We start from the raw sequence: 26410 nt of genomic DNA on the forward strand, positions 1-26410 counted from the left end.
ATGGGGCAACCCATCCTCCTTTTTCGATTGGGCGCACTTGCTTTGGTCGAGGGAAATAAGCGCCACATACGCGTTGTCTCTGACGCGGTGGCGCAATCTGGTGAATCAAGGGTCCAGATCTGATACGCTTCCGAAACGCTTCGATGGCGTCGAATTTTCCACCGGAATGGAAACCGTCGCTTCGAACCCTGAAGTGGAGCCCGGACGAGGCGATTTCAAGACCAGAGGGTGTCCGATCCGATTGGCAATCGCCGCGACGATCGCAAGCCCGAGGCCGCTGCCATCTGCAACCGCCCCAGCGCGTTCAAAGCGGTCCGTCAGAAGCGCGAGTTTATCGGCGGCCACAACGGCCCCTTCGTTTGATACCGTCAACGTGCCATCCGCGGTCAGCAAAACCTTGACGCCGTCGGTGTCTGAACCGTAGCGCAGTGCATTGTCGACAAGGTTCCGACACAAAATCCCGAATGCGTCAGGATCGAGGTCTGACATTACCGGATCATCGGAAAGCGTCAGCGCAATCCGGTCCGCCGGCACCGTGCGCGCAATATCTTCTATTACAATGCGTGCAACATTTCGCAGATCCATCGCCTTGTCCAGCCTCAGGCGTCCACCTTCGGCGCGGGCCAGCTGCATCAGGCGTTCGGACAGGCGGGTCAGCCGCTTCAGCGTTGCCTCGATCTCGACCGCGCGCGCCTTAGCCGCCGGGTCTTGGGTTTCTGACTGTAGGCGCTGCGCCTGTGCGATGGCCCCGGCCAAAGGCGTTCGCAGTTCATGGGCGGCGTTGGCGGCAAAGCTGCGTTCCGCATCAAACGCCCCCTTAAGCCGGTCCAGCAGGCCGTTCAGCGTGGTCGCGATGGGGACGATTTCCGAAGGAATATCGTCGGCTGGAATGGGCGTCAGGTCTTGAGCATTGCGCGCCGCAAGCCTGCCCTGAAAACGGCGCACGGGACCAAGGCTTGCCTGTACCGCAACAACGATTGCCAGCAACGCTATCGGGATCACGATCAGCAGCGGAAGGCCAAGACCCATCTGGATTTCACGCGCCACCTGCGTACGATGTTCCAGCGGTTCGGCCATCGTCATCCGTACGCTGCCGCGCAAAGCATCCTCGTTATAAATCCTGTGGGTCGCGGTCTGGCGAAAGCCCGGCCCGTCATAGGCCGGAAAAATTGCCGGATCGGCCGCATGGGATTGCAGCAAGATACGTCCCTGCTTGTCGCGGACGACATAGGTGAAAAGCTCGGCGTGATCGCGGATTGCGCCCAGGCGCTGAGTGATGCCATCATCTTCCCGGCCGATGATGTCCACAACAGCAAGCGGCAGCAATCGCTGCGCAGTTTCCTGCAAAGCAGAATCGAACACCTCGTCCATCTCTTGCCGGAGGGTCACGGCTGTCAGCGACGCGGTGGCCACCCAAAGAAGTGTCAGTACCCCCCCGAGCGATAGGCCCAACCGGCCCCTAAGGCTGCGCGGCGGCTTCATGGCGCACCCAGACGGTAGCCCATGCCGCGCTCTGTTTCGATGATGCCGGTCCCCAGTTTCTTGCGCAACCGGCTGACATGGACTTCGATCGTGTTGCTTTCGATTTCGGCCCCGAAAGCATAAAGCTTGTCTTCAAGCTGGGCCTTGGACAGAAGCTGACCTGGGCGGGCGAGAAAGGCTTCGAACAACGCCCATTCACGTGCGGTCAGCGACACCGGCTTGCCATCGCGGGTAATCCTGCGGGCGGCAAGGTCGATGTCCAGCGTCCCATGGGTGATGATCGGGTTGGGGTTGCCGGTATAGCGCCGCGCGACCGACCCGATCCGCGCCGACAGCTCTGCCAGATCGAAAGGTTTCACAAGATAATCGTCGGCACCGGCATTCAGCCCTTCAATCCGATCCGAAATCTGATCCAGCGCGGTCAGGATGATCACCGGCGTTACATCGCCGCGCGTGCGCAGGGCCTTCAGGAAGGCGATGCCACGACCATCCGGCAGCATCAGATCAAGCAACACCAGATCGTAAGCGGCCCCAGCCATGGCGTCATGCGCACTGTCCAACCGCTGCACCCAATCCACGGACTGGCCATCCCCGGCGATCTGGTCGCGCACTGCGGCCCCCAGAACGGCATCATCTTCGATCAGCAGGATACGCATGGTGGTCGGGTTTCCTTTTCCAGTCGAGAGACGTCTTGCCAGCTGGGGCTGACGGCAAGCTGACGGTTGTATGGTCCGGTCTTCAGGGTCCCGTCAGGTTAAAGGGTGAAAGTCGGGTCAAGACGACCACAAGTTGGAGTTTGCCCGATGAAGAAGACATTGACAATTCTCGCCTTTCTTTCGGTGCTTCCCGCCGGGGTCGCGTTGGCCGACGACGATTGTTTCGTGCCGATGGTCGATTGGCAGCCGCGCGAGGCTGTTGCGCAGTTGGCCGTTGAAAACGGCTGGACCGTCCGGCGCATCAAGATCGATGACGGTTGCTACGAAATCAATGGTCGCGACGCGGACGGGCGTCAGATCGAAGTGACGGTACACCCCTCCACCCTGCAAATTATCGAAATCGAATATGAGGATAAAGACGATGACTGATCCGGTCACGCAGGATGCCGGACCCGCTGCGCAAGGATCGCTTGCGAAGGTGCGGGTCTGGGATCCCTTGATCCGCGTTTTTCACTGGGGTCTGGTAGCCGCTTTCGCAGTTGCCTATCTGAGCGCAGAAGAGCTTTCCACGCTGCATGAGCTGGCGGGCTATGTCGTGGCCGGGCTGGTGGCCTTCCGCCTGATCTGGGGCCTTGTCGGCAGCCGGTATGCGCGCTTTGCGCAGTTCCTCAAGGGACCGGCGGCCAGCTTTGCATATCTCGGTGACATGGCAAGGGGCCGTGAACGCCGCTACCTTGGCCATAACCCGGCGGGGGCGGCGATGACGCTTGCGCTGCTGATCACTCTGTCGGGCACGGCCTTCACCGGGTGGTTGCTGGAAGAACCGACCCGTATCGCGTTGCTGCCCGACCTGCCGCAGATCGTGGCCCCGGCCTTTGCCGACGATGACGGCGAAGAGCGTGAACATGGGCTCGGCCGCGAAGCCGGTGAAAGCGCCGTCGAAGAAGCCCATGAAGTGCTTGCCAATCTGATGCTTTTCCTGATCGCGGTTCATGTGGGTGGTGTCGTGCTTGCTTCCTTCCGCCACCGCGAAAATCTGGCGCGTGCCATGGTCACTGGTGACAAACGCGCCCCCGGACCGGGGGATATCGCCTAGGCCTTTCCCGTGGGGTGTCCCGTCCCTTCGCCCCACACTGGCCCCGTCGTAATTGGCGGGGCCTTTTTCACTTCCTGACGGCAAGCTGAAGCAAGAATCGCAGCGCCGTCAGGAACACATCAGGCAGCGGCCCCAAATTGATCTCAGCAGATAAAAGGAGACCCTGCGATGAAAAAGACCTTTGCCCTTCTGATCGCGTCAACAGCTCTGACCGCAGCCATTGGCGTTCCGGCCTGGAGCGCCATCCACAAGCCAGGCGATACCTTTGGCCAGACTATCGCGGCGGTGTTCGATGATGCCCAAGACGCGCTTCCGCTCGTTTTTGTCAGCGATGACGACGATGATGAACGCAAATACCGGAGTGGCTCGCGCTACGACGACGATGAAGACGACGATGAAGACGACGATGATGACTGCGATGACGACGATAATTGCAAAGGCAACGCCCGAAACCCGGCCCCTGCTGGCACCGTGGCTCCGCCGCAAAACGGGCTGTTCGGCACCGGCGCAGCGCCACAGGTTCAGGTGAACTGAAGCCTCCGACCCATTCCTAAGACAGAAGGATCCACCGAATGAAATCGCTTCTCGCAACGCTCGCGCTTACGACGGCGCTCACGCTTCCCGGATATGCCATGGCGCGTCCGGTCACTCTGACCACGCAACTGAACAATTACAGGGGGGATGGGGCCTATCTTGCGCTCTACGTCAGCGACAGCTCGGGTGCCTATGTGGGCAGCCTCTGGATGGCTGGCGGCAAGTCGAAATACTATGAACATCTGACAGACTGGTACCGCGCCACTGGCGGCGATCCGGCCCAGGTCAACGGCATCACCGGTGCCAGCGTCGGCGCTGGCCGGTCGCTCGAGATCACGCTCGATCTTGCCGATGCGTTGTTCGATGCGGGCTACACGCTGCATATCGACGCTGCGGTCGAAGACATGCGCGACAGCCCCAATGAAGTCGCGGTGCCGTTGACGACGGACGGCGCGGGCACGCCAGTAAGCGGGCGTCGCTACATCGCCAGTTTCACCTACGACATGTAAGGAGACAAGGCCATGATCCGCGTTCTTCATCGCTGGCCGGGTCTGTTGGCCCTCGTTCTCGTCACGGTGCTCGCGCTCAGCGGCGCGGCGCTGTCGATATTCCCCGCCGCCGAGCGCCTGTCGGCACCACAGGCCGAGGCGGGTTTGCGCGTGGCCGAACTCGCCACGCGCATTCAGGTCGCCTATCCGGGGGTCGAACAGATAAGGCGCGCGCCATCGGGGCGGATCACCGCCTATTGGTTCGATCAGGGCACACCGGGCGCTGCCGTGATCGATCCCGCCACCGGGCAGGGCGTGGCATCTGCCGACCCCAATCAAACGGTTCGTTGGCTCACCAACCTGCACCGGTCGCTTTTCCTCGGTGACGGGGGGCGTATCGCCATGGCGCTGGGGGCTGCTGCGATGCTGGTGCTTTCGGTGTCCGGCGTGGCGCTGGTTGCGCGACGGGTCGGGGGCTGGCGCCACTGGTTTGCGCCTTTGCGCGGGCCGCTCGCCGGTCGGCTGCATGTCGAAATCGCCCGCATTGCGGTGCTTGGCCTGATGCTTTCGTCCACCACAGCCTTGTGGATGACGGCCTCCACTTTCGATCTCTTGCCCGATGGCGGCGCGGTGCCGACTTTCCCGAACGAAGTCAGCGGAGAAATGGGCGCGACGATTTCAGACTTGGCGACGCTCGCCACGACACCGGTCGCGGATTTGCGCGAACTCAGCTTTCCCTATCCCGACGATCCGACCGACGTGTTCACCCTGAAAACCGATCACGGCACTGGGTATCTCGATCAGGGCAACGGCGCGCTGCTGGTCTGGGCTGACCTGACCGGGTGGGACCGTGTGTCGGAAACGATCTACATGCTGCATACCGGCCAAGGCGCTGCAATGCTGGGGCTGGTGCTTGGGCTGATGGCGCTTGGCTTGCCCGCAATGGGGGCCACGGGTGTTCTGATCTGGCTGACCGGGCGGCGCGGGCGACCGCGTATTCGCGGCAATCAGTCGGCGGCGCGGGCTGAAACGATCCTGCTTGTCGGCAGCGAAGGTGGCAGTACCTGGGGCTTTGCGGCAACGCTGCACGCTGCCTTGACCGATGCCGGGCAGAGCGTTCACACTGCCCCGATGTCGACCTTTGCGCCAGACCGCTATGCCCGCGCAGACCGGATCATCGTGCTGGCGTCGACCTATGGCGACGGCGCTTCTCCGGCTTCGGCCAACGGGTTCCTTGATCGTTTGGCGGCGCTGGATCACGCGCCTAAGGCGCCTCTCGCGGTGCTTGGGTTTGGGGATCGTAACTTCCCGGCCTATTGCGCCTTTGCCAAGGCCGTGTCGGCGGCGGCAGAAGCGAAGGGCTGGTCAGAACTCATACCGTTCGACACCGTGGACCGCCAGTCGCCGCAGGATTTCGTACGCTGGGGCCGTGCGCTGGGGCAGGCGATGGGACTGGACCTTGAATTGGTCCACCAACCGGCGGTGCCCGCGACCGAGACGCTCACCCTGATTTCGCGCCGTGACTACGGCGCCGAGGTGCAGGTTCCGACGGCGATCCTGCGCTTTGCCCTGCCGCGCGCGACCTTGTGGAAGCGGCTGTCCGGGGCCGGATTCGCGCGCTTCAACGCCGGCGACCTGATCGGTATTCTGCCAGAAGGATCGCCGGTGCCGCGGCTCTATTCGCTAGCTTCCGCGCGCCGCGACGGGTTTGTCGAAATCGTGGTCAGGAAACATCCCGGCGGGCTTGGTTCCAGTCAGCTTACCGCGTTGGAGCCTGGCGAAAGGGTCGCCGCTTTCCTGCGCCGCAATCCCGGATTTCAGCCGGGGCGGGGCAGCGCACCGCTGATCCTGATCGGTGCGGGCACCGGTATCGGCCCATTGGCGGGGTTCGTGCGCGGCAACGCGCGGCGGCGGCCGATCCATCTGTTCTTTGGGATGCGCCACCCCGACAGCGACTTTTTCTATGGTGAAGAAATGCGCGCCTGGCAGCAAGAGGGGCGACTGTCCCGGTTGGTCACTGCGGTGTCGCGCGGGGGGCGTCCGCGCTATGTTCAAGACGCAGTGCGGGACGATGCCGCCGAAGTCGCGCGGCTTGTCCGAAACGGGGCCCGCGTGTTGGTCTGCGGTGGGCGCGATATGGCGGCAGGCGTTTCCGATGCACTGGTCGAAATCCTTGCGCCTGTCGGGTTGACGCCTGCCGTGTTGAAAGCGGAGGGACGGTATGTCGAAGATGTCTACTGAAATTTTGCGCCACGCGCTGAACGGCGCCACCATGGGAACACGCTGGCAGGCTACGTTCTTTGCGCCGCAAGACTTCGACCCGGCACCGGTCCGCGCGGCGCTGCAATCTGCCGTCGATGAGGTCGACGCGCAGATGTCCACTTGGACCCCCGACAGCGACTTGATGCGCCTGAACGCGGCCCCCGTGGGGGCATGGGGGCCGGTGCCCGACCGGCTGAGGCAGGTTTTGCAGCTTGGACTGGAAATCGGGCGCGCCTCGGACGGGGCCTTTGATATCGGTATGGGCGATGCGGTGACGGCTTGGGGCTTTGGACCGGACGCTGCAGCACCTGATCGCATCCGCCGCGCGATGGGAACCGACCGGGGGCCCGCCCAATATGCAATCGAGATCGACAATGCGACGGGTCGTGTCCGCAAGACCGCGCCCATCACGCTTGATCTGAACGGCATCGCCAAGGGTTATGGCGTGGATCGGTTGGCTGAAACTCTAAGCCGTCAGGGCATCGAAGCCGGTCTCGTCGGTATCGACGGCGAAATGCGGGCACTTGGCCTGCGACCAGACGGGAAACCATGGACCATCGCGGTGGAAACACCCGATCCGGCGCGCCGCACGCCGCATTCCATCCTGACGCTTGAAGATGCTGCGGTGGCGACTTCTGGCGATTACCGCCACTGGGTCGAGGTGCAGGGCCGCCGGCTGTCGCACACCATGGACCCCGGTCGTGGGGCGCCGATGCTGTCTTCACCGGCATCGGTCACGGTCGTGGCGCGAAGCTGCGCCGAAGCCGATGCCTGGGCGACCGCGCTGATGGTGCTTGGACCCGATCGAGGGGCCACGCTTGCGCGTAAAAGTGGACTCGACGCCCTGTTTCTGCTGCGCGAAGATGACGGCAGCATAAGAGGCGCAGGAGTCGGTCGACTTTTTACCGAATAACCAGCGACGTCCGTCTTGGCCGTAGGAAGTTGAAGCGTATGGACCATTCAAAAAACGACCGCCTGAAGACGGCTATTCTGCTCGTCGCCATGGCGGGGTTGGTATCGGGACTTGCCTTCTACGTCATCGGCAGGGCCGACTTGGCCGGTGCCGCTTGGTTGATTGGTGTCCTGCCCGCCCTTGCTGCGCTTCTGATCGAAATCCTGCGCAGCATCGGACGGGGCGAAGTCGGTCTCGACATCGTGGCTGCCCTGTCGATGACGGCGGCGCTGGTGTTCGGCGAAACACTGGCGGCAGCCGTCGTTGCGGTGATGTATTCCGGTGGAACCTTTCTCGAAAGTTTTGCTGAAGGTCGGGCGCGGCGCGAAATGCATGACCTGTTGTCCCGCGTGCCCCGGACAGCCACGCGCTATCTGAACGGCGGGCTTGAAGATGTTCCGCTCGACCGGATCGAAGCTGGCGACCGTTTGCTGATCCGGCAGGGCGATGTGGTGCCCGTGGATGGCAAGGTGACCTCCGACGCAGCCTTCGTGGATACCTCCGCACTGACCGGTGAATCGCTGCCTTTGCGGTTGTCCCGCGGGGCCGAAGCGATGAGCGGTTCGACCAACGCGGGCGACGCGTTCGACCTGACGGCGACGCGGCGCGCGGCGGAAAGCACCTATGCCGGGATCGTGCGGTTGGTCGAGGAAGCCCAGCAATCCAAGGCACCGATGTCGCGGCTGGCGGACCGCTGGTCGCTGGGGTTCCTGGTGGTCACGGTTGTCATCGCCTTTGCCGCATGGAGGTTTACAGGCGACCCGATCCGCGCCGTAGCGGTGCTGGTCGTGGCCACGCCCTGTCCGCTGATCCTTGCCGTGCCGGTGGCGCTGGTCGCCGGGCTTTCGCGGGCCGCGCATTTTGGCGTGCTGATCAAGGGGGCCGGGCCGTTGGAAACGATGGCACGTATCCGCACGCTGATTCTCGACAAGACCGGCACCCTGACCGACGGGCGACCGCAGATTGTCTCGATCGACAGTCATGACGGCATGTCCGCGGACGATATCCTGCGCCTTGCGGCAGCGCTCGATCAGGCATCGAAACATCCCGTCGCGCAGGCCATCGTTGCCGCCGCGAAGGCGCGGGGTCTGGTGCTGCCGGTACCGTCGGAAGTTGCAGAAATTCCCGGCGAAGGTGTCGTCGGAAGCGTCGAGGGTCACAAGGTCATCGTTGGCGGCGACGGTTTCGTCGCCAACCGGGTTGGTCGGCCCGCCGGCGATCATCCCGGGCTTGCGGTTGGATCGGTTCTCGTCGCCGTTGCCGTTGATGGGCACATGGCGGGGCATTTGGTCATGTCCGACCCGTTGCGAAAGGGTACAAGGGCCATGCTGAGCGGCCTGCGCCGGGAAGGTATCGGGCGCATCCTGATGGCGACGGGCGATCGGGCCGAGGTGGCAGAGCGCGTGACCGAAGGGCTTGGTCTCGACGGGGTGCGGGCAAACCTGACGCCCGATCAGAAAGTCCTGCTTGTCCTGACCGAACGCAAGAACGGCCCGGTGATGATGGTGGGGGACGGGGTGAATGACGCGCCCGCACTTGCGGCCGCCGATGTTGGCGTTGCGATGGGGGCAAGGGGGGCTGCCGCCTCGGCCGAAGCTGCCGATGTAGTGCTGTTGGTAGACCGGGTCGACCGGCTGGGGCCGGGGATCGAAATCGCGCGGGCTGCTCGGAGGATCGCGGTCGAAAGCGTGGTTGCCGGAATCGGGCTGTCGGTCGCCGGGATGATCGCGGCGGCCTTTGGCTATCTGACACCGGTTCAGGGGGCGCTTTTACAAGAAGTGATCGACGTGGCCGTCATCCTGAACGCATTGCGCGCACTGCGCATCAGACCACATGATCCGGCAGATTTCGAAGTCGCAAGCGGCCCGGAACCGGACACAATTGAATTGAAAGAAAGTGTATCATGAACAAGCGTACCCATTCCGAAAACCACATGGTTCATCGCATCGGTTGGCTTCGGGCGGCTGTTCTTGGCGCGAATGACGGGCTTGTTTCAACCGCAAGCCTTGTGGTCGGCGTGGCCGCCGCAGGATCGGGACGCCCCGAAATCCTGATTGCCGGTCTTGCCGGGATGGTGGCCGGTGCGATGTCGATGGCGGCGGGGGAATATGTATCGGTCAGTTCCCAAACCGATGCAGAACAAGCGGATATCGCCCGCGAAACCAAGGAACTGCATGAAGCCCCCGAGGCCGAACTGGACGAATTGACGGGCATTTATGTTGCGCGCGGGCTGGAAGAAGATCTGGCACGACAAGTTGCGGTGCAACTCACCGCAAACGACGCGCTTGGGGCGCATGTCCGGGATGAACTTGGAATTTCGGAAACCGTTACGGCACATCCGATTCAGGCCGCGCTGGTGTCTGCCGTGACTTTTGCCATCGGGGCCGTTGTTCCGCTGATCGTCGCTTCGCTGGTGCCAACCGCCCAAATCACGCTTGTCGTCGCGTTTACGACCCTTGCCGCGCTTGCAGTGCTTGGTGGTCTTGGAGCATCGGCGGGCGGCGCGGCTGTCGTAAAGGGGGCCGTTCGCGTGACCTTTTGGGGGGCGCTTGCAATGGTTGCGACAGCCATCGTCGGAATGGTTTTCGGGGTGACGACCGGGTAGCCCTCACGACTGCGGATGAAAAGACGGCTTGAAGGGGCGGCGTTTTTTTCGCCACGCGACGCTGGTAAACCGACGCGTTGTTTCAGGGCCGAACCTGTGCCTGGACTGAAGAGAAATCAACGACGACTGTCGGATCACACCCAAGCAGTTTTCTTTCTGCGCGGTGCATCTACGTCAATGGCGGGTTTCACACTTCACGCGCCTTGAAAACGACAGCGGCGCCCCAAAAAAGGCGCCGCTTCTGGTTCTCAAAGGTGGTGCAGATCAGCTCGCCAGCAGCTCCGTGAGCTTTTCGTCGATGAATTTCACATCCTCGGGGTTGGTGCCCGGGCCGCCCGCGAAATGGCCCCAGATCGAAGGCACCGGGACATAGTCGGCATTGGGCATGTTCGCGACTTCGTTCTGGCTGTCTTCGACCGGGAAATAAAGATCGGTCTGACCGGGCATCACATAGGCTTTGGCCTTGATCGCGCCGAGTGCTGCCTTGTAATCGCCGTTGTAGAGTTCGTTATCGCTGATATCGCCATGCTGCCAGGTCCAGGCCATCGTCAGCAGGTTGTTGGCATCCTTGGGCAGGAAGAAACCTTCCCAGAAACCGATCAGGAAATCTTCCAGTGACGCATATCCGAGCGTTTTGAGATCGAGTTCTTCACGGTAGAAAGTCTGCGACAGGCCCCAACCGGCATAGACCCGACCCACTGCGCGCAGGCCCTTTTCAGGCTTGGTCGTATAGCGCCCGTTTTCCCAGGCGGAATCGGCGCGCAGCGCGGCCTTGACGCCTTCGAGGAAGACATAGTTGTGGCGGGAACATTTGGCCGAGCCGCAGAACGGCGCGATCCGTTCGACCATATCGGGGAACAGGGCGCCCCAATGGAAGGTCTGAAGCGCCCCCATCGACCAGCCGGTCACCATGCGGATCTTCTCGATGCCAAATTTCTCGGTGATCAGCCGGTGTTGCGCCATCACGTTGTCATAGGGCGTGACATCGGGGAAGCGGTCGGCATTATACGGCTCGGGCGTGTTCGACGGCGAAGACGAAAGACCGTTGCCGAACATGTTCGGGATGATGATAAAGTACTTTTCGGGGTCAAGCGCCATGCCCGCACCGATCAGCCATTCGTTGTCATAATGCTGACCTGAATACCAGGTCGGGTAGACGATCACATTGTCCTTGGCGGCGTTGAGAGTGCCGAAGGTCTTGTAGGCCAGTTTGCAATCAGGGACAGCAAGCCCGCATTGGAATTTGTAGGTGCCAAGGTCGAAGATTTCGTAGTCGATAGTCATGGTAGGATCCTTTGGTTGAAATGTGTGCTGCGGTCCGCACCGCAGCACACTCGGATTTGGTGCGATAAGATCAGGCGCGCGCGTTGTTCCCGGTAAGGGCGCTCAGAACATAGTAGGCGGCACCGCCCACCAGTCCAGCAGAGACCGCCGTGGACAGATGCGGCAAATACCACTCGACGACGAAGGCCACTGCCGAACCACAGGCCCAGGCCAGGAAAGCCGTCCCGCGCCAGTCGGCTTCAATCTCGGACCCTTTGCGGACCAAGTACTGATCAACCAGGATGATTGCCCCGATCGGCGGCACCAAGATGCCCAGCAGTGACAGCCACTGAATGAAAAAGGCCCAGACGTTGGTCGCGGCGATGACGATGCCGATCGCGCCAAGAATGATCGCGAAAAGCCGCATGTGACTGCCCAGGATGCGCGACCAGCCGGTGGCGGCGTTATACAGGCAGTGGGCACAGACCGACCCGAGATTCACGTAGAGGAACAGGAAGGCCAACGCGCTGAGCCAAGTCAGTTGCTGGGCATTCAAATAGCCGAACATGTTGTCGGTGCCAAAGGGGTTGGCATCGGGCACGGCCAGCGCAGCGGTCATCACACCGCCGACCATCATGGCGACGAGGTTGGCAAAGGGGAAGGCGCTGAAGGTGGCGACCCACGAGCTTTTTTCGTCAGCAGCCCATCGGTTGAAGTCGGCAGTCACGGTGCCGGCGTCGATAAACAACGCAATGACGACCGTCAGGCCGACCCCCATGGTCATGGTGGCGGCGCCGTTGTTACCCGGATATGCCATGATCGCGTCCCAGCCCGAAGTGGCAGCGGCGTCTCCGGCAACCCACAGGCCAAGAACGACAAACAGCGGGACCGAAATCGTGCCGATGATGTGCAGCCCTCTGACGCCGACAAAGGTAATGCCAATGTAAAGCGCACCAGCGATCACCGTCATGACAACGTAATTCAGCCCATAGGTCGAACTGACCAGCGCGCCGGTAATTCCGGTTTGCACCGCATACCAGCCCAGCAAAAGCGTCGACAGCAGGCCAGAAGCGAAAACATAGCCCTTGCGGCCGAAAACGATGCTGGCAAGCAGGGCGAAGTTCAGCCCTTTGCGGGCCCCAAGCTGGCCCAGCAGGCCGACATAGAACAGCATGATCAAGTTGCCGATGACCATCGCCTTGAGCGCAGCGGTGAAACCCATGCCGAGCACGAGGATCGAACCGGTCATTGCCCCGGTGATGATCATCGGGAAACCCATCCAGACCATGGTGATGGAGAACATGCTGTGCCGCGCCTTGGCGGGCACCGGTTCGTGTTCGTATTCTTCACCTAAGGCGTGGTCGACATTTTCTTCTATTCTTTCGAGCTCATCAGGCTCGAAGTGCTTGTTTGATTCTGACATTGCATTACCTCTCTGTCGTTGTAGGCGTGGTTATTTTTTTTAAGGAAGCGGGTTTTCAAGGCATGCAGAGGCCAGTGCCCGGCGGTGATACCGACGGGCGCCCAAACGGACGGAAGTGCTGATCGGGCTTTTCTGATCCGCCACGCCGACAAAACATACCGCACAGGCGCAGTGTGTCTGGATGGGGCGTTGCCAGGTCGGACGTCTGTGCCTTGCGGTGTTTCCTCCCAGCCGGATGGGTTGATGGGAACAACAAAAACGAAAAAAGCCCCGACTGGTCGAAACTCTATCGACCACGTTCGGGGCTTAACTGCCTATACCATGTTCAGGCACGCCTTTGGACCCGAACACCTAAAGCCTAGACATGATTCGTTAATAAATGCAAATTTTTGATTGCGTACCGGGGGGCGAAACGGTCTTGCTACGCATTTTTCCGACTTTTGAGGTGGATATTTAAGCATTTTTGTTAAAGCGCCTAATAATTAATCGATTTTTACCATAAAAACCGGCTGAATTTGGGAGCTTGGGCGGCTCAAAGAAGCTCTGTATCGATGGCTTCACTGTATTTGCCCGATCAAGTCGCGGTAACCCTTCTGCCGTTTTCCTTGCGTAGGCTTGCACGTCAAAAGCAGATATCATCGGGCAGATCAGCAGTGATCGCGCAAAGTTTTCAGGCTGAATTCCGGGTGGTTGATCGGCGCGATTTTCTTGACGAATCGCTTTGACGTCAGGGATCTTTCTGTCCCTGATTGCGCAGTTTTGTTTGAAGCAAAAACTTAGATATGCGACAAGCTGCTGAAAATAATAAGTTAAATATATCTTGCAAAATTGACGTCTATGTTCAACGATTAAGACAGGTTCAAATGCGAACCTAACAAAATGACGAGCAAATAGGCTCTCCGTTCGTGGTGAATGCACCGCGCCGGAGGGCCTTTTTTATTGCCAAATCTAATGGTTGCTCGCATCCAACAGAGGAGAAGTCTGAATGAAACGTCGCGATTTTCTAGGGAGCCTCGGAGCTGTCGGGACAACTGGTATGTTGTCGACACCGGCATTGCTATCCTCGGCCAGTCGGGCCTTTGCACAAGGCAATGACATTCCCGTCGGCCTGCTGTTTTCGCTGACCGGTGCGGTGGCCGTTGTGGAAAGCACGTTGCACGATGCCGCGCTTATGGCGATTGAAGAAATCAATGCTGCGGGCGGCGTTCATGGCCGTCAACTGAGGCCGATCATCGAAGATCCCGCTTCTGATCCGGCAACCTATGCCGACCGCGCGCGGCGTCTCATGATCCGTGATAAATGCGTCAGCGTCTTTGGATCGTACACCTCGGCCAGCCGACAAGCCGTCCTTCCGGTCACCGAACAGCGCAAGAACCTCTATTGGTATCCGACGCTCTATGAAGGTCGCGAATGTTCGCGCAACGTCATGTATGGCGGTGCCGTTCCCAACCAGCAGCAGGACGATCTGATCCCTTGGGCGATCGAAAATTTCGGTCCGCGCTTCTACATGATCGGCAACAACTACGTCTATCCCAAAGAAGAAAACAACTACTGCAAGACACTGCTTGAACAATACGGCGGCGAAGTCGTGAACGAAGAATATGTGCCGCTTGGCCATTCGGATTTCAGTTCCGTCATCAACCGGATCCGGGCCGAAAAGCCGGACGTCATTTTCGCCACCGTCGTCGGCGATTCCGACGTGGCTTTCGCCCGCCAATATCACGCTGCTGAACTGGACCCGTCGAAAATGCCGGTGGTCAGCCTGACCCGCTCCGAGGTCGAGGTCAAAGCGATCGGCGGCGAAGCCGCGGCCGGCCATTTTTCGTCGGCACCGTATTTCATGGGCCACGCCACCCCGGAAAACGAAAAGTTCGTCGAAGCCTACAAGTCGCGCTATGGCGGCGATCAGGTGACCCATTTCGTAAGCGAAGCCGCCTATTTCCAAGTCTACCAGTTCAAGGCAGCGCTTGAGAAACTCGATCCTGCGAACATCACGCCGGAAACCATTCGTGACGCGGCGGTTGGCCTGAGGCTCAACGCTCCGCAGGGCGAAATCCTGGTCGATGAAAATCTGCACACGCATCTTTGGCCGAAAATTGGCCAGTGGCAGGCCAATGGTCAGGCCGAGGTTCTTGTCGAATCTAAGGAACGGATCGCGCCAAAGCCGTACGCGGCTTACGAAGGCCAAACCTGCACCGGCCAAGGGCTGGTCAAGGCCTGAACCAACCCTTCAACCAAGAAAAATAGCGTCCGACTCTGAAATACGAGTCGGACCAACGGGAAAGGCGTTCCTATGGACGTGATTGCAAACCAACTTTTCGCCGGCCTGAGCATGGCTTCGATCCTGCTCATGATCGCGCTCGGATTGGCGATCATCTATGGCGCGATGGGTGTTATCAATCTGGCGCATGGCGAATTCGTGATGCTCGGCGCCTATGCCGCCTGGGCATTGCAGACCTATGTCGGGATCGGCATCTTGCTGGCGTTGCCCTTCGTGTTCATTTCCGTGGCCGTCGTGGGATGGATCGTTGAAAAGGTTGTCGTTCAGAACCTCTATCACCGGCCACTCGACACCATCTTGGCGACATGGGGCATCGGGATCATCCTGCAACAGACCGTGCGTCTTGGTGTGGGGGCTGAATCGCGTTTCGTGAAAGGCCCGGACATCCTGACCGGCAATACAGAAATTGGTCCTCTTATCATGTCGAATTACAGGTTGTTCGTGATCGTTTTCTCGATAGCGGTCCTTGCGGCGACCTGGATGCTGATGACGCGTACAGAGTTCGGGATGAAGCTTCGGGCGGTAATCCAGAACCGGGGTATTTCCGAATGCTACGGGATCGAGGCAAAGCGCATCTATTCGATCACCTTCGCTTATGGTGCGGGCCTTGCTGGCATTGCCGGGGCGCTTATCACGCCGCTGTTCAGCACCATTCCCACCATGGGAACCGGCCTTGTCGTCGATGCCTTTCTGGTCGTGATCGTCGGCGGTCTTGGCAGCCTGATCGGCTCTGCTGCGGCCTCTGTTCTAATTGGCGAGGCGACGGCGATCTTTTCCATCGTGATCAATGACACGCTTGGCCGCATCGCAGTTCTGGCGGGCATCATTCTTCTGATCCGGTTCCGCCCTCGCGGGCTCTTCCCGACCGAAACACGTCGCTAAGGAAACAGGTATGCTATCTAAATTCCAATACGACCTCGTGGCTCTGGTGATTTTTGCGCTCGTGGTTGCCTTCGGGGTCCCGGCCGTCATGAATTATGACGGTTTCGAACTCAACACCTTCGCGCGGTATCTCGCGCTGGCGATCGTGTCCATGGCATTGGCCCTCTCTTGGGGCACTGCCGGGCTTCTTAATCTTGGCCAGGCCGCGACGTTCGGCATGGGGTCTTATGCGATGGCGATGCATCTCAAATTGCGCGCCAGCGACGGACTGCCCGATTTCATGGGATGGAACAATGTCGAAACACTTCCCTGGATGTGGGTTCCGTTCGAATCTCTGGCTTTCACATTGCTGGCCGGTTTGTTGGTGCCCGCGTTCATCGGTGGCCTGATCGCGATCTTCATGTTCCGCGCACGCGTCGCCGGGGTCTTTGTTGCCATCATCACGCTTGCGTTTCTGGTCGCTTTCCAGCTTCTTTTCATCAACCAACAGGGGCTTACCGGGGGGCAGAACGGGCTGACCGGGCTTGCCCAGATGTCCTTGTTCGGGTGGTCGGTCGATACCTACAGTATGGGCTTTTACTATCTCGTTGCCGGGTGCCTTGTCGTGGCGATGGCGATCGGGGTGTACCTGACGCACTGCAAATTCGGACTTATCCTGCGGGCCATTCGCGAAGATGCCGATCGGGCCCGGTTCTTTGGCTATAACGTCGCCAGCTATCAAACGCTGATATTCTGCATTTCCGCGGCGTTGGCGGGGTGGGCTGGAATGCTCTACACGATGGTGCTGGAATTCGCATCACCGACCTATATGGGCGTGTCCTTCAGTCTTGCAATCGTGATCTGGTGCGCTGTCGGCGGGCGCGAATCCGTTATTGCCGCGGCATTCGGTGCCATCGTGGTCAATATGCTTGAAGGGCGTCTTTCCGATGTCTTCGTCGAAGGGTGGCACCTGATACTGGGTGTGATCTTCGTGCTGGTGGTCATGTTCATGCCGCGTGGCATTTACGGCTTGCTCTCTGATGGGGTTCAGAAACTCCGCGGGCCGGGTCGGTCGCAAGATCAGCGCGACGGCGAAACCCTTCCAAACCTTTAACTTCGGACACGGCAGGAACAGACATCATGGAACAACTGCAAGTTACCGATCTGCAAGTGGAATTCGGCGGTCTTCGTGCTGTGGACGGGCTCAGTTTCTCGGTAAAAGAAGGTGAAATTCTCTGCTTGCTTGGCCCAAATGGCGCGGGGAAGTCGACGACGCTGGACCTGATTTGTGGAAAGACACACCCAACCGGCGGGTCCATTCAATTGAATGGTGTCGAAATTTCTCAGATGCTTGAATTTCGCCGGGCCCGACTGGGTATTGGCCGCAAGTTTCAGGTGCCCTCGGTTTACAAGAATCTGACGGTTGATGAAAACCTGTCTGTCGCCCGGTCCAGACGACCCGGCATGTGGAGCGCGCTTAGCCGGTTTGCCCTATCAGATGCCCGCGAAACAGCGGGAATTCTGGACCGGATTCAACTCGGCGCAAAACGGAACGAATTGGCCGGAAACCTGTCCCACGGCGAAACGCAGTGGCTCGAGATCGCCATGCTGATCGCCCAGGACAGCAAGCTGATCCTGATGGATGAGCCAACGGCGGGCATGACGATCCAGGAAACGGAACGCACCGCCGAAATTTTTCGATCTCTCAGCAATAACCACACGCTGATCGTCGTCGAACACGACATGTCCTTTGTCCGAACAGTGGCCGACCGGATCATCGTGATGAACCGTGGGGCGATGCTGGCTGAAGGCTCGATCGAAGAAATCGAGGCCAATGAAGATGTGAAGACAGCGTATTTGGGGCATTGAACATGGAAACCATGAAAGCAAGAGAGCTGTATTCCTATTACGGCAAAAGCCCAGTCCTTCAGGGTGTGTCATTCGATCTCAACAAGGGCGAATTTCTTGCCGTTATGGGACGCAATGGCGTTGGCAAGACGACGCTTTTGAAATCGATCATGGGTTTGACGGACCGGTGCGAAGGCGGTCTTGCCTTCGGCGACCGGGAAATCCTGGGCCTTACGACGCCGCAGCGTTCGCGGCTGGGGATCGGGTATATCCCGCAGGGACGCGAAATCATTCCTCAATTCACCGTGCGTGAAAACATCTTGATGGGCACATTCGCGCGGCCCGACGGCAAGCGGGACATCCCCGACTACCTGTTTGAAATGTTTCCGATCCTGAAGGAATTCATTTCCCGCCGCGGTGGCGATTTGTCCGGCGGTCAGCAACAACAATTGGCCATTGCACGCGCGCTTGCGATGGACCCCAAGATTCTCATCCTCGATGAACCGACAGAAGGCATCCAGCCAAATATCGTGAAGCAGATCGAGGATGCGATTGTCTGGCTCAATCGGGAACGCGGGCTGGGCATTATTCTGGTCGAACAAAACGTGCCGTTCGCAAGATCGGCGTCGGACCGTTTCCTCTTGCTCGACAAGGGGCGGGTCGTTCTAGCCGGAAAATCGGACGAACTGACTGATGATCTCGTCGACAAACATCTGACCTTCTGACCGATACGAACACTTCAACAATCAACCCAATGGGAAAGGAAAAGACATGAGACATGGCGATATTTCAAGCAGCGACAGCACGGTTGGCGTTGCGGTCGTAAACTACAAGATGCCCCGGTTGCATACCAAGGCCGAAGTCATGGAAAACGCCGAAAAGATCGCGGATATGATCATCGGCATGAAGCAGGGGCTTCCGGGTATGGATCTGGTTGTCTTCCCGGAATACAGCACGCAGGGGATCATGTACGATCCCGACGAAATGATGGAAACGGCCGCGAATATTCCGGGCGACGAAACCGAAGTCTTCGCGCGGGCATGCCGCAAGGCAAACACTTGGGGGGTGTTTTCCCTCACCGGTGAACGCCACGAAGATCACCCGAAGAAAACCCCGTACAACAGCCTTATCCTCATGAACAACAAGGGTGAAATCGTTCAGAGGTATCGCAAGATCCTGCCTTGGAACCCGATCGAAGGCTGGTATCCCGGCGACCAAACCTATGTCGTCGAAGGGCCCAAGGGGCTCAAGGTCAGCCTGATTATCTGCGATGATGGCAACTATCCCGAAATCTGGCGCGACTGTGCGATGAAGGGCGCAGAACTCATCGTGCGGTGCCAGGGTTACATGTATCCCGCCAAGGAACAGCAGGTTCTCATGGCCAAGGCGATGGCTTGGGCAAACAACACCTATGTTGCAGTCGCCAACGCGGCCGGGTTCGACGGTGTTTACAGCTATTTTGGCCATTCTGCGATCATCGGGTTTGATGGGCGCACGCTGGGCGAATGCGGTGAAGAAGAAATGGGTATTCAGTATGCCCAGCTTTCGATCCCTGAAATCCGCGATGCACGTGCAAACGACCAATCACAGAACCACCTCTTCAAGCTGCTGCACCGTGGGTACACGGGCATCCATGCTTCTGGCGATGGCGACAAGGGCGTGGCGGAATGCCCGTTCGAATTCTATCGCAACTGGGTCAACGATGCCGAAAAGACCCGCGATCAGGTGGAATCATTCACCCGCACGACCGTCGGCGTCGCGAGTTGTCCGGTCGGGAACCTTCCAACCGGTGCCAAAGAAAAAGAAGCCGATTGATCTGATGCACTGAACCGGGGTGGTCACGCGCGACCGCCCCGGTCGACTATACATTCCAGGAGTTCATATGCCTTTCTTGACGGATCAGATGAATGACAGACAGCGTCAGGACAAGCTTGCCGCCGCACTTTCAGATGAAAATTCAGGGACCACGGCGCCGATTGGCGACCGGTCCAGCCCCGTCCCGGCGCTCGCTTCGCGCTTTTCCTTCGACCTTCAAAGAATAGAAGATGAATTGCGCACCTCCATCATCGGGCAGGATGAGGCGATCGAACAGGTGCTGGAAATTCTCAAGGTTGTCCGGGTCGATATCGGCGACCCGCGCAAACCGCTTGCGTCGGTGCTGTTCTGCGGGCCGACCGGTGTCGGCAAGACGGAAACTGTCCGCACGATCGCGCGGGCCATGTATGGCGATGCGGATGCATTTTGCCGGGTCGACATGAACACGCTGTCACAAGAACATTACGCCGCCGCCATCACCGGCGCGCCGCCGGGCTATGTCGGGTCCAAGGAAGGCACCACCATCCTGGATCAGGAAAAGATCGAGGGGACGCGAAACCTTCCGGGTCTGGTGCTTTTCGATGAGTTGGAAAAGGCCAGTAACGAAGTGGTCCTTGCGCTTATGAACGTGTTCGACAACGGGTTGCTCACCGTCGCTTCGGGGGAACGCACCTATTCATTCAGGAATAGCCTGATTTTCATGTCGTCCAATCTTGGCGCCCGCGACCTGATGATGCTGGACGAAAAGGCCACGGGATTTCGGGCGCTGTTGTCCCAGATGTCACAAGGGCGGAAAAAACGAAGCGAACGCGCCCACGATATCGTCATGAGCGCGCTGCTCGAACGGTTTCCGCCGGAACTGGTCAATCGGATTGATCACATCGATACTTTCAACTGGATCGACAGCAGCAAGATGCCCGATCTCGTCGATGTGGAACTGCAACGGCTGAACCGGCGGTTGAAAAAACATGGTCTCTGGCTTGATATATCTTCAGAGGTCAGGGACTTCATCGCGTTGAAAGGGTATGATAAACGGTTCGGGGCGCGTGGGTTGCGCCGATCAATGCGACGCTATCTCGAGTTTCCTCTCGCCGGCTACCTTTTGGGCGATCAGGGTGACTTTGCCCCTCCAGAAGGAAATGAAATTGTGAAACTCTTCGCCCAATACCGGAATGATGCCGTTTCATTTCAGCAGATGTCGGAAAAGGAATAAATCGTTGACGAGTTGGAAAATCGGCCTGCTTTTCTCGGAAACCGGGGTGACGTCGATCATCGAACGATCACAGTTGAACGGGGCGCTGCTGGCCATTGACCAGATCAACGCAAAAGGCGGCGTACGCGGTCTTCCGATCGAACCGGTGCATTACGATCCGGCATCGGTAACGCGCAAATACGGTGAACTTGCGGAAAGAATGATCGTCGAAGACAAGATCGGCGTGATTTTCGGGTGCTACATGTCTTCGTCCCGCAAAGAGGTTCTTCCGGTGGTTGAACGCCGCAACGCCTTGTTCTTTTATCCGACCCTTTATGAAGGTTTCGAATATTCGCCGAATGTCATTTACGGCGGTGCCTGCCCGAACCAAAACAGTGTGCCGCTGGCAAACTATCTAATGAATGCCTATGGAAACCGGTTCTACTTCGTTGGTTCTGACTACATTTATCCCAGAGAATCCAACCGCGTGATGCGCAACGTGCTGCGCCAAGGAGGGGGTGAAGTGCTGGGCGAGGTCTATTTCGATCTTGCAGCCAAGCAAGCGGATTTTTCGGGCGTGATCGATGACATCATGGATAAAAAACCGGACGTGATCTTTTCGACGGTTGTCGGACAGGGGTGTATCGAGTTTTATAAGTCATATCATGCGGCAGGGGGCGACAGCCGGAAATGTCCGATCGCCAGCCTTACGATGAATGAAGGGGAGATAGACGCCATCGGGTGCGAAGCTTCAGCAAGCAACATTACCGCCGCGCCCTATTTCCGGTCGATCAGTTCGCCCGCGAATCGTAGCTTTCTGAAGGCATACGAAAAAAAGTTTGGCTCGACCGTTGATGTGACCAGCGGGTGCGAAGCTGCTTACAGTCAGGTTCACATGTTTGCCGCTGCACTTGAAGAAACCGGAGAGATTGATACCGAAAGTTTGCGCGAAGTCTTGCTGGGGGCCAGTTTCGAAGCGCCGCAAGGGCAGATCAAGATCGACCCGGACAATAACCACACTTATCTTCGGTCTTGCATCGCCAAGGTGAACGATGCGGGCGAATTCGTTATTCAGGCCAAGGTACGACGCGCCATCAAGCCCGATCCCTATCTGGTCTTCCCCACCATTCACGATTGGAGCTTCCGCACACTGAGAGTCGCGGGGGGTGGGCGAAAGAATGAGTGATCCGATTCAGGATCTTCGAGACCTCCACGCGTTGGTAGTCCATCAGCGCGACAGAAGCGCTGACGAACTGTTGCAACAAGTGAACCGGATCGGCTGCAATTTCGACCACATGTGGCCGTTACCCAAAACCTTGCCTGAAAAATTCGATCTGGTTTTCGTGGATGTCACAGACCAAAATGTGCAACGGTTGACCTCCTTCATCAACAGCAGCGGAAAATCTCCGACGATCATCGCGATCATTGGCTATGAAAACCCGTCTGTTCTGGACGTCATTTTCGAAATCGGTGCCCACGCGGTGCTTACCAAACCGGTTCGCGCTGCGGGGGTGCTCAGCAGCATGCTGATGGCCCGCCGTTACCATCAAGAACAACTTTCGTTCAAAAAAGAACTCAAGAAAGTACGCGATAAGCTCGACAATGTGCAAAAGGTGAACGACGCGAAATTCATCCTGATGCGGCATCGTGGCATTACCGAACGTGACGCCTACGACTTGATCCGAAAACAGGCGATGACCAAAAGAACGACAACCACAGAAATCGCCCAGTCGATCATCAATGCCGAAAGCATTCTAAGCAAAATGGGCGATACCTAGGCTTCGGTCTTGCGGCCTGGCAATCGGGCGCGCAGGCAACCGCTCGCATTCTCAGGAAGCGTACCAAGGCATCAAAATGCCGCTTCGGGTGGCCCGGTCAGGTCTGTGCCTGCTTTGCAAGTGCCGCGAAATGGTTTTCAAGACGCCGGGTGCCATGCGATTCACCGACCATATCCATCCCTAGCGCCGTCAGGAAAAACTGCGCAGGCCCATGAATTCGACGCGGCGTCAGCTTCGGCAGCAGCACCAGCGCGGTACGGCGCAGCCAATCGGGAAGCCGGGTAATCTTTGCCGGTTTTCCCACGGCATCGAAGGCGGCAAGTGCAAGCTCGGACTGGCAGAATGTGTCTGGTCCGCCGACATCCAACCAATCCCGGCCCTCGGCGATGGCATCCGCCGTGGCGGCGGCCAGATCGGCCCCGTGGATCGGATTGATCCGCTGTGTCCCCGACCCGAACAGCCAGACCCGACCGGACCGCGCCATCGCCAGAAAATCGCCCATGTCCGAAAAATATCCCGACGGGGCGATCACGGTCGAAGCGATATCGGCCTTCTGCAAGGCGCACACGAACGCCGCTTTCACCGCCACCAACGGGACATGGGACATCCGGTGGGCATTCAGGACATGGATATAGGCAAAGCGCGCAACACCGGCCCTTTCGGCTTCGTGCAGCAGGTTCAGGTTGGCTTGGTAATCGACATCCTGATATCCCAAACCATCGGTTTGCCGGGTGATCCCCAAAGCCGAAACAACCAGATCGGCCCCGTCCATGATCCCGACAAGGGTATCGGGCCGGGTGGCTTCCGCTTCGATAAGAGTGTCGGCCTCAAGATCATGCGCATGTTTCGCATTGCGGACCAGAGCGGTGACATACCACCCCCGCCGCCCGAATTCCGCACATAGGTATCGGCCAAGATATCCGGTTGCACCGGCGATAAAAACGGTTCTCATAAACTGTCCTTTCGATTTCTCGTGCGCTTGGTCACAAAACCACCGCTCAGGTGGTTTTCCCCCGTGTTTCGCGGCTGGATGGCTGGCACATTTGGCCGGTCAGCAGGGCATAGAGCGCGTCGAACCGATGCCGACGCTGTTTGAGGATAATATACATGTCGCAATTTCCTTTCTGGGCGGCCATCAGCCGACCACGCGGTGGCCGCGGCCACGCAAACATTGAATGACGATGGCTTCGCGCCGTTCGTTCACGTCGACGGCGCTGGCTGCGCCGCCAGCGACCGCACCGGCGAAAGCCCCACCCAAGGCATCGCCATCGCTGTCGATTTCGCCCAGCACCGCACCGACGCCAGCACCGAGAACCGCCGCGGCTATCGTTTCCATGTCAAATTGGCGCTGGTTGTGCGCCAGCGTCTGACAGTCCCCCAGATCGTTCTGGAAAGCCACCGTCGGGGTTCCATCCAGGATCGGTGTGTAATTGGCGCCGCTGTCGGCACATGCGGCAAGCAGCCCGGTTACGGTCAACAGCCCAAAGATTTGCGTGTTCATTTTGATGTCCTCTTTTACATTCTTTGTTGACGAGGACTTATGGCTTTGGTCATCGCAATTGCATGACCGCAGGTTTCATAGGTTTGACACTTCGTACCAAAGACGGGTCATGGGTGATCAGGCTTGATCATCCCGATAGGCGGTCGGGCTTTTCCCGGTCCAGCGCCGGAACGCCCGCACAAAGGACGACGCTTCGGAAAATCCCAATAGATATGCGGTTTCGCTCACTGAAACTTTTCGGGTGGTGAGGTAGTCCAGCGCCATCCGGTGGCGCAACCCGTCATGCACCTCGGCGAAGGTCACGGCTTCGTCCTTCAGTCTGCGATAAAGCGTTTGCCGACTCATACCCAGATCGCGGGCCACATTGTCCATCGACAGCGACCCTTCGTGAAGATCAGGCAGGATCCGCCCCTCGACTTTCGCCCGGATCGTTTCGGAGCGGCTGATTTCTGTCAGCAGGTCATCGGCATGGCGGGTGAAAATCCCGAAGGCATACCGATTGCCGGGTTCGAATTCGGACTGCGCTTCGATCCAGGCGCGCTCAATCCGCAAGGCATTGCGCGACGTGTTGAAACGCACCGGAATCCGAAACAGGTCGGGGTAGACGTCCACATGGGGCGGCGGTGAAAAGCTCACCTCCATCTCAAGCGCAAAGGGATGCGACGGGAAGGCGTGCCGGAATTCGCTGATGAACCGCGCAAAGGAGGCTTCCATTCCGATATATTCGGAATTCGCCACGGGCATATGGTCCACGATCCAAACCTGTCCACCACTGTCGAGCAATTCGAACCTGTCGCGTCCTTCAAGGCTATCCACCTCGGCCATCAGCCGCAGATACCGGTTGAGTTGATCGATCGAATGCCCGAGAGACGCAGAGCGGTGTACGATCTGGCCCACCACCGAAATCGTTTCCAGCTTCGACTCGAAGGTGTGGCGCAGCAAAAGCGCGGTGTCGCCCGTGGCCTGTATCGCGGACCCGATCAGGGTTTGATAGGCTGACACCGGAATGCGGGTGTCTTGATCCTTCAGAACGTCCTCCGACAAGGTCGATGCACATAAAAGGGCGGCACGATCCGCCCCTTTTTCTACTGCATAGTCTAGAAACGCCGCCGCAAATCCGGCGGCCATGGTCGGTGACGTCATGATCTTCCATCGAGAGGCCAATTTTAACCAACTCTAAAACAGGACGACTTGGATCGAGAACCCTAAATTTGCCGCTAAAGCACTAAAGTGGTTCCGGTATTCCAAAATACGGCATCATTTTTCAAAAGGCTGCCAATGGGGTCCGAACACCCGCCCGATTAGGCGCAGATCGTCACGTGGGCATTCCTTCAAACGAATTGAAGATAGGATGGAAAATCTTCTGGCGGGTCGATGATCGCGGTGATTTTAAGTTGCGCAATGGTGCGATCGCGCGCCTTTTCCAGATGCATAGACAACATGCTTGCCGCTGCGCTGATCGATCCGGACAGGGAAAGTTCGATCACCTGACCAAGTTCAAGAATGGATTGCGTGTCTGGCGGCAGCCCAAGCGAAAACAGGGCCGATTGGCAGGCTTCCAGCGCCAGCCGGTTGCTGGAGGCGTAATTCGCAAGGTCTTCATTCGGGGTGGTGAGGATCACCATTTCGAAAAACCGTTGCTCCAGCGAAAACCATTGTGTCGGGGTCAGTACCAAATTGGCGGACTGCGCTTTGATTTCGTCGGCAAGCTGACGCAGATCCTGAACGGGAAGTTTCGCAGACCGAAGCGCCGCCACTTCGAGGATCGACCGCAGTTCGTATTTGTCTTTGATCTTCTGCGAAGTCAGCGGTTCCACCACCCAGCGCGATGTCCGACTTTTCTGAATCAGGCCGCGTTCTTGCAGGCGGCCCAGAACGTCGCGGATGATCGTGCGCGAAACGCTGTATTCATCGGCCATCAACACTTCGATGATGCGGTACCGACCAAAGACCGGACAACGGGTGACATGATATGCAACGTCATCGTAAATCCGCAGCCAATTGGGCTTGCCCACACTTTCGTCAAGCCCCGTCAGGTCCAATTCGATCTGACGCAGGTCTTCGCGCTTCGGAGTACTGCCGTTCCCGGCGACAAGAAACCCACGCCCCGAAAACCGGCAAATGTGGCCTTCGGCCTCGATCATTTCCAGCGCCCGTTTGACCGTCGCTCGGGACATGTTCATGCGTTCAGACAGCGCACTTTCCTGTAAAACAAGTCCCGGCTGAAGTTTTCCAAGCGCAATATTGTGCCGCAGCAGGTCAGCCGCCACTTCAAAAAGTGGCGCACGTTTGTCCTGATCTTCTGCGTCGCGCCCGTGAGCTATGGGATAAATCATCCGAGTCTCGCCTCAATACTTTTCCAGAGCATAGGAC

At 58.7% G+C, this 26410-nt stretch carries 25 protein-coding genes; 17 read left to right on the forward strand and 8 right to left on the reverse strand.

Annotation, left to right across the window (positions count from 1 at the left end):
• Positions 1-105 precede the first annotated feature (105 nt).
• Both TG4357_RS14975 and TG4357_RS14980 read right to left on the reverse strand, forming a co-directional pair.
• Positions 106-1482, reverse strand: a complete 1377-nt coding sequence (locus tag TG4357_RS14975) for an ATP-binding protein (RefSeq protein ID WP_058263710.1) — start codon at positions 1480-1482, stop codon at positions 106-108.
• Positions 1479-2138, reverse strand: a complete 660-nt coding sequence (locus tag TG4357_RS14980; RefSeq protein ID WP_058263711.1) for a response regulator transcription factor — start codon at positions 2136-2138, stop codon at positions 1479-1481. The genes TG4357_RS14975 and TG4357_RS14980 overlap by 4 nt, the downstream gene beginning before the upstream one ends.
• Positions 2139-2285: 147 nt before the next feature.
• On the opposite strand from TG4357_RS14980, the gene TG4357_RS14985 reads away from it, so the two are divergent.
• From TG4357_RS14985 to TG4357_RS15020, 8 genes are all read left to right on the forward strand, one after another.
• The gene (locus TG4357_RS14985) at positions 2286-2567 is read left to right on the forward strand and encodes a PepSY domain-containing protein (RefSeq protein WP_058263712.1); all 282 of its coding nucleotides are present in this window, start codon (positions 2286-2288) and stop codon (positions 2565-2567) included.
• The gene (locus TG4357_RS14990) at positions 2560-3234 is read left to right on the forward strand and encodes a cytochrome b/b6 domain-containing protein (protein ID WP_058263713.1); all 675 of its coding nucleotides are present in this window, start codon (positions 2560-2562) and stop codon (positions 3232-3234) included. The genes TG4357_RS14985 and TG4357_RS14990 overlap by 8 nt, the downstream gene beginning before the upstream one ends.
• A gap of 168 nt (positions 3235-3402) precedes the next feature.
• A complete protein-coding gene (locus TG4357_RS14995) occupies positions 3403-3768 on the forward strand; it encodes a hypothetical protein (RefSeq protein WP_058263714.1) in 366 nt (121 codons plus the stop codon).
• A 38-nt stretch (positions 3769-3806) separates the two neighbouring features.
• Positions 3807-4277, forward strand: a complete 471-nt coding sequence (locus tag TG4357_RS15000; protein WP_058263715.1) for a DUF2271 domain-containing protein — start codon at positions 3807-3809, stop codon at positions 4275-4277.
• Positions 4278-4289: 12 nt separating this feature from the next.
• Positions 4290-6497, forward strand: a complete 2208-nt coding sequence (locus tag TG4357_RS15005) for a PepSY domain-containing protein (RefSeq protein ID WP_058263716.1) — start codon at positions 4290-4292, stop codon at positions 6495-6497.
• On the forward strand, positions 6478-7431 hold the full coding sequence (locus TG4357_RS15010; protein ID WP_058263717.1) for an FAD:protein FMN transferase: 954 nt from the start codon (positions 6478-6480) through the stop codon (positions 7429-7431). The genes TG4357_RS15005 and TG4357_RS15010 overlap by 20 nt, the downstream gene beginning before the upstream one ends.
• A gap of 38 nt (positions 7432-7469) precedes the next feature.
• Positions 7470-9377 carry a heavy metal translocating P-type ATPase gene (locus tag TG4357_RS15015; protein ID WP_058263718.1) on the forward strand — a complete coding sequence of 636 codons (1908 nt, stop codon included), beginning with the start codon at positions 7470-7472 and terminating at the stop codon, positions 9375-9377.
• The gene (locus TG4357_RS15020; RefSeq protein WP_058263719.1) at positions 9374-10075 is read left to right on the forward strand and encodes a VIT1/CCC1 transporter family protein; all 702 of its coding nucleotides are present in this window, start codon (positions 9374-9376) and stop codon (positions 10073-10075) included. The genes TG4357_RS15015 and TG4357_RS15020 overlap by 4 nt, the downstream gene beginning before the upstream one ends.
• A 264-nt stretch (positions 10076-10339) precedes the next feature.
• Here TG4357_RS15020 and TG4357_RS15025 read toward each other — a convergent pair whose 3' ends face one another.
• Both TG4357_RS15025 and TG4357_RS15030 read right to left on the reverse strand, forming a co-directional pair.
• Positions 10340-11359 (reverse strand): alpha/beta fold hydrolase, encoded by a 1020-nt coding sequence (locus TG4357_RS15025; protein WP_058263720.1) that lies wholly within the window; start codon positions 11357-11359, stop codon positions 10340-10342.
• A gap of 70 nt (positions 11360-11429) precedes the next feature.
• Complete coding sequence (locus tag TG4357_RS15030) at positions 11430-12761, reverse strand: purine-cytosine permease family protein (protein ID WP_058263721.1); 1332 nt, start codon at positions 12759-12761, stop codon at positions 11430-11432.
• 1036 nt (positions 12762-13797) lie between these two features.
• Between TG4357_RS15030 and TG4357_RS15035 the strand changes: the two genes are divergently transcribed.
• The 9 genes from TG4357_RS15035 (at position 13798) to TG4357_RS15075 (ending at position 22536) form a co-directional block, all read left to right on the forward strand.
• Positions 13798-14982 carry a transporter substrate-binding domain-containing protein gene (locus tag TG4357_RS15035; RefSeq protein WP_058263722.1) on the forward strand — a complete coding sequence of 395 codons (1185 nt, stop codon included), beginning with the start codon at positions 13798-13800 and terminating at the stop codon, positions 14980-14982.
• Positions 14983-15054: 72 nt separating this feature from the next.
• Positions 15055-15924, forward strand: coding sequence for an urea ABC transporter permease subunit UrtB (gene urtB / locus TG4357_RS15040; protein WP_058263723.1), 870 nt, complete (start codon positions 15055-15057; stop codon positions 15922-15924).
• 10 nt (positions 15925-15934) lie between these two features.
• On the forward strand, positions 15935-17017 hold the full coding sequence (gene urtC, locus TG4357_RS15045; RefSeq protein ID WP_058263724.1) for an urea ABC transporter permease subunit UrtC: 1083 nt from the start codon (positions 15935-15937) through the stop codon (positions 17015-17017).
• A 26-nt stretch (positions 17018-17043) separates the two neighbouring features.
• Positions 17044-17772, forward strand: a complete 729-nt coding sequence (gene urtD / locus TG4357_RS15050; protein ID WP_058263725.1) for an urea ABC transporter ATP-binding protein UrtD — start codon at positions 17044-17046, stop codon at positions 17770-17772.
• 2 nt (positions 17773-17774) lie between these two features.
• Positions 17775-18476 (forward strand): urea ABC transporter ATP-binding subunit UrtE, encoded by a 702-nt coding sequence (gene urtE, locus TG4357_RS15055; protein WP_082644159.1) that lies wholly within the window; start codon positions 17775-17777, stop codon positions 18474-18476.
• Between the two features lie 46 nt (positions 18477-18522).
• Entirely contained in the window at positions 18523-19566 is a 1044-nt protein-coding gene (locus TG4357_RS15060) for an aliphatic amidase (RefSeq protein WP_058263726.1), read from the forward strand.
• A gap of 67 nt (positions 19567-19633) precedes the next feature.
• Positions 19634-20779: an AAA family ATPase gene (locus TG4357_RS15065; RefSeq protein WP_058263727.1), complete on the forward strand. Its 1146-nt coding sequence runs from the start codon at positions 19634-19636 to the stop codon at positions 20777-20779.
• A gap of 4 nt (positions 20780-20783) precedes the next feature.
• A complete protein-coding gene (locus tag TG4357_RS15070; RefSeq protein WP_233487521.1) occupies positions 20784-21944 on the forward strand; it encodes a transporter substrate-binding domain-containing protein in 1161 nt (386 codons plus the stop codon).
• Positions 21937-22536 carry an ANTAR domain-containing response regulator gene (locus TG4357_RS15075; RefSeq protein WP_058263728.1) on the forward strand — a complete coding sequence of 200 codons (600 nt, stop codon included), beginning with the start codon at positions 21937-21939 and terminating at the stop codon, positions 22534-22536. Before TG4357_RS15070 ends, TG4357_RS15075 begins: the two co-directional genes overlap by 8 nt.
• Positions 22537-22633: 97 nt before the next feature.
• Here TG4357_RS15075 and TG4357_RS15080 read toward each other — a convergent pair whose 3' ends face one another.
• From TG4357_RS15080 to TG4357_RS15095, 4 genes are all read right to left on the reverse strand, one after another.
• Positions 22634-23488, reverse strand: a complete 855-nt coding sequence (locus tag TG4357_RS15080) for an SDR family oxidoreductase (RefSeq protein ID WP_058263729.1) — start codon at positions 23486-23488, stop codon at positions 22634-22636.
• A 183-nt stretch (positions 23489-23671) separates the two neighbouring features.
• Positions 23672-24037 carry a hypothetical protein gene (locus tag TG4357_RS15085; protein ID WP_058263730.1) on the reverse strand — a complete coding sequence of 122 codons (366 nt, stop codon included), beginning with the start codon at positions 24035-24037 and terminating at the stop codon, positions 23672-23674.
• 117 nt (positions 24038-24154) lie between these two features.
• Positions 24155-25180, reverse strand: coding sequence for an AraC family transcriptional regulator (locus TG4357_RS15090; RefSeq protein ID WP_058263731.1), 1026 nt, complete (start codon positions 25178-25180; stop codon positions 24155-24157).
• 188 nt (positions 25181-25368) lie between these two features.
• Entirely contained in the window at positions 25369-26373 is a 1005-nt protein-coding gene (locus TG4357_RS15095; RefSeq protein WP_058263732.1) for a GntR family transcriptional regulator, read from the reverse strand.
• Between the last annotated feature and the right edge of the window lie 37 nt (positions 26374-26410).

Source organism: Thalassovita gelatinovora (genome assembly GCF_001458355.1).
Taxonomy (GTDB): domain Bacteria; phylum Pseudomonadota; class Alphaproteobacteria; order Rhodobacterales; family Rhodobacteraceae; genus Thalassobius; species Thalassobius gelatinovorus.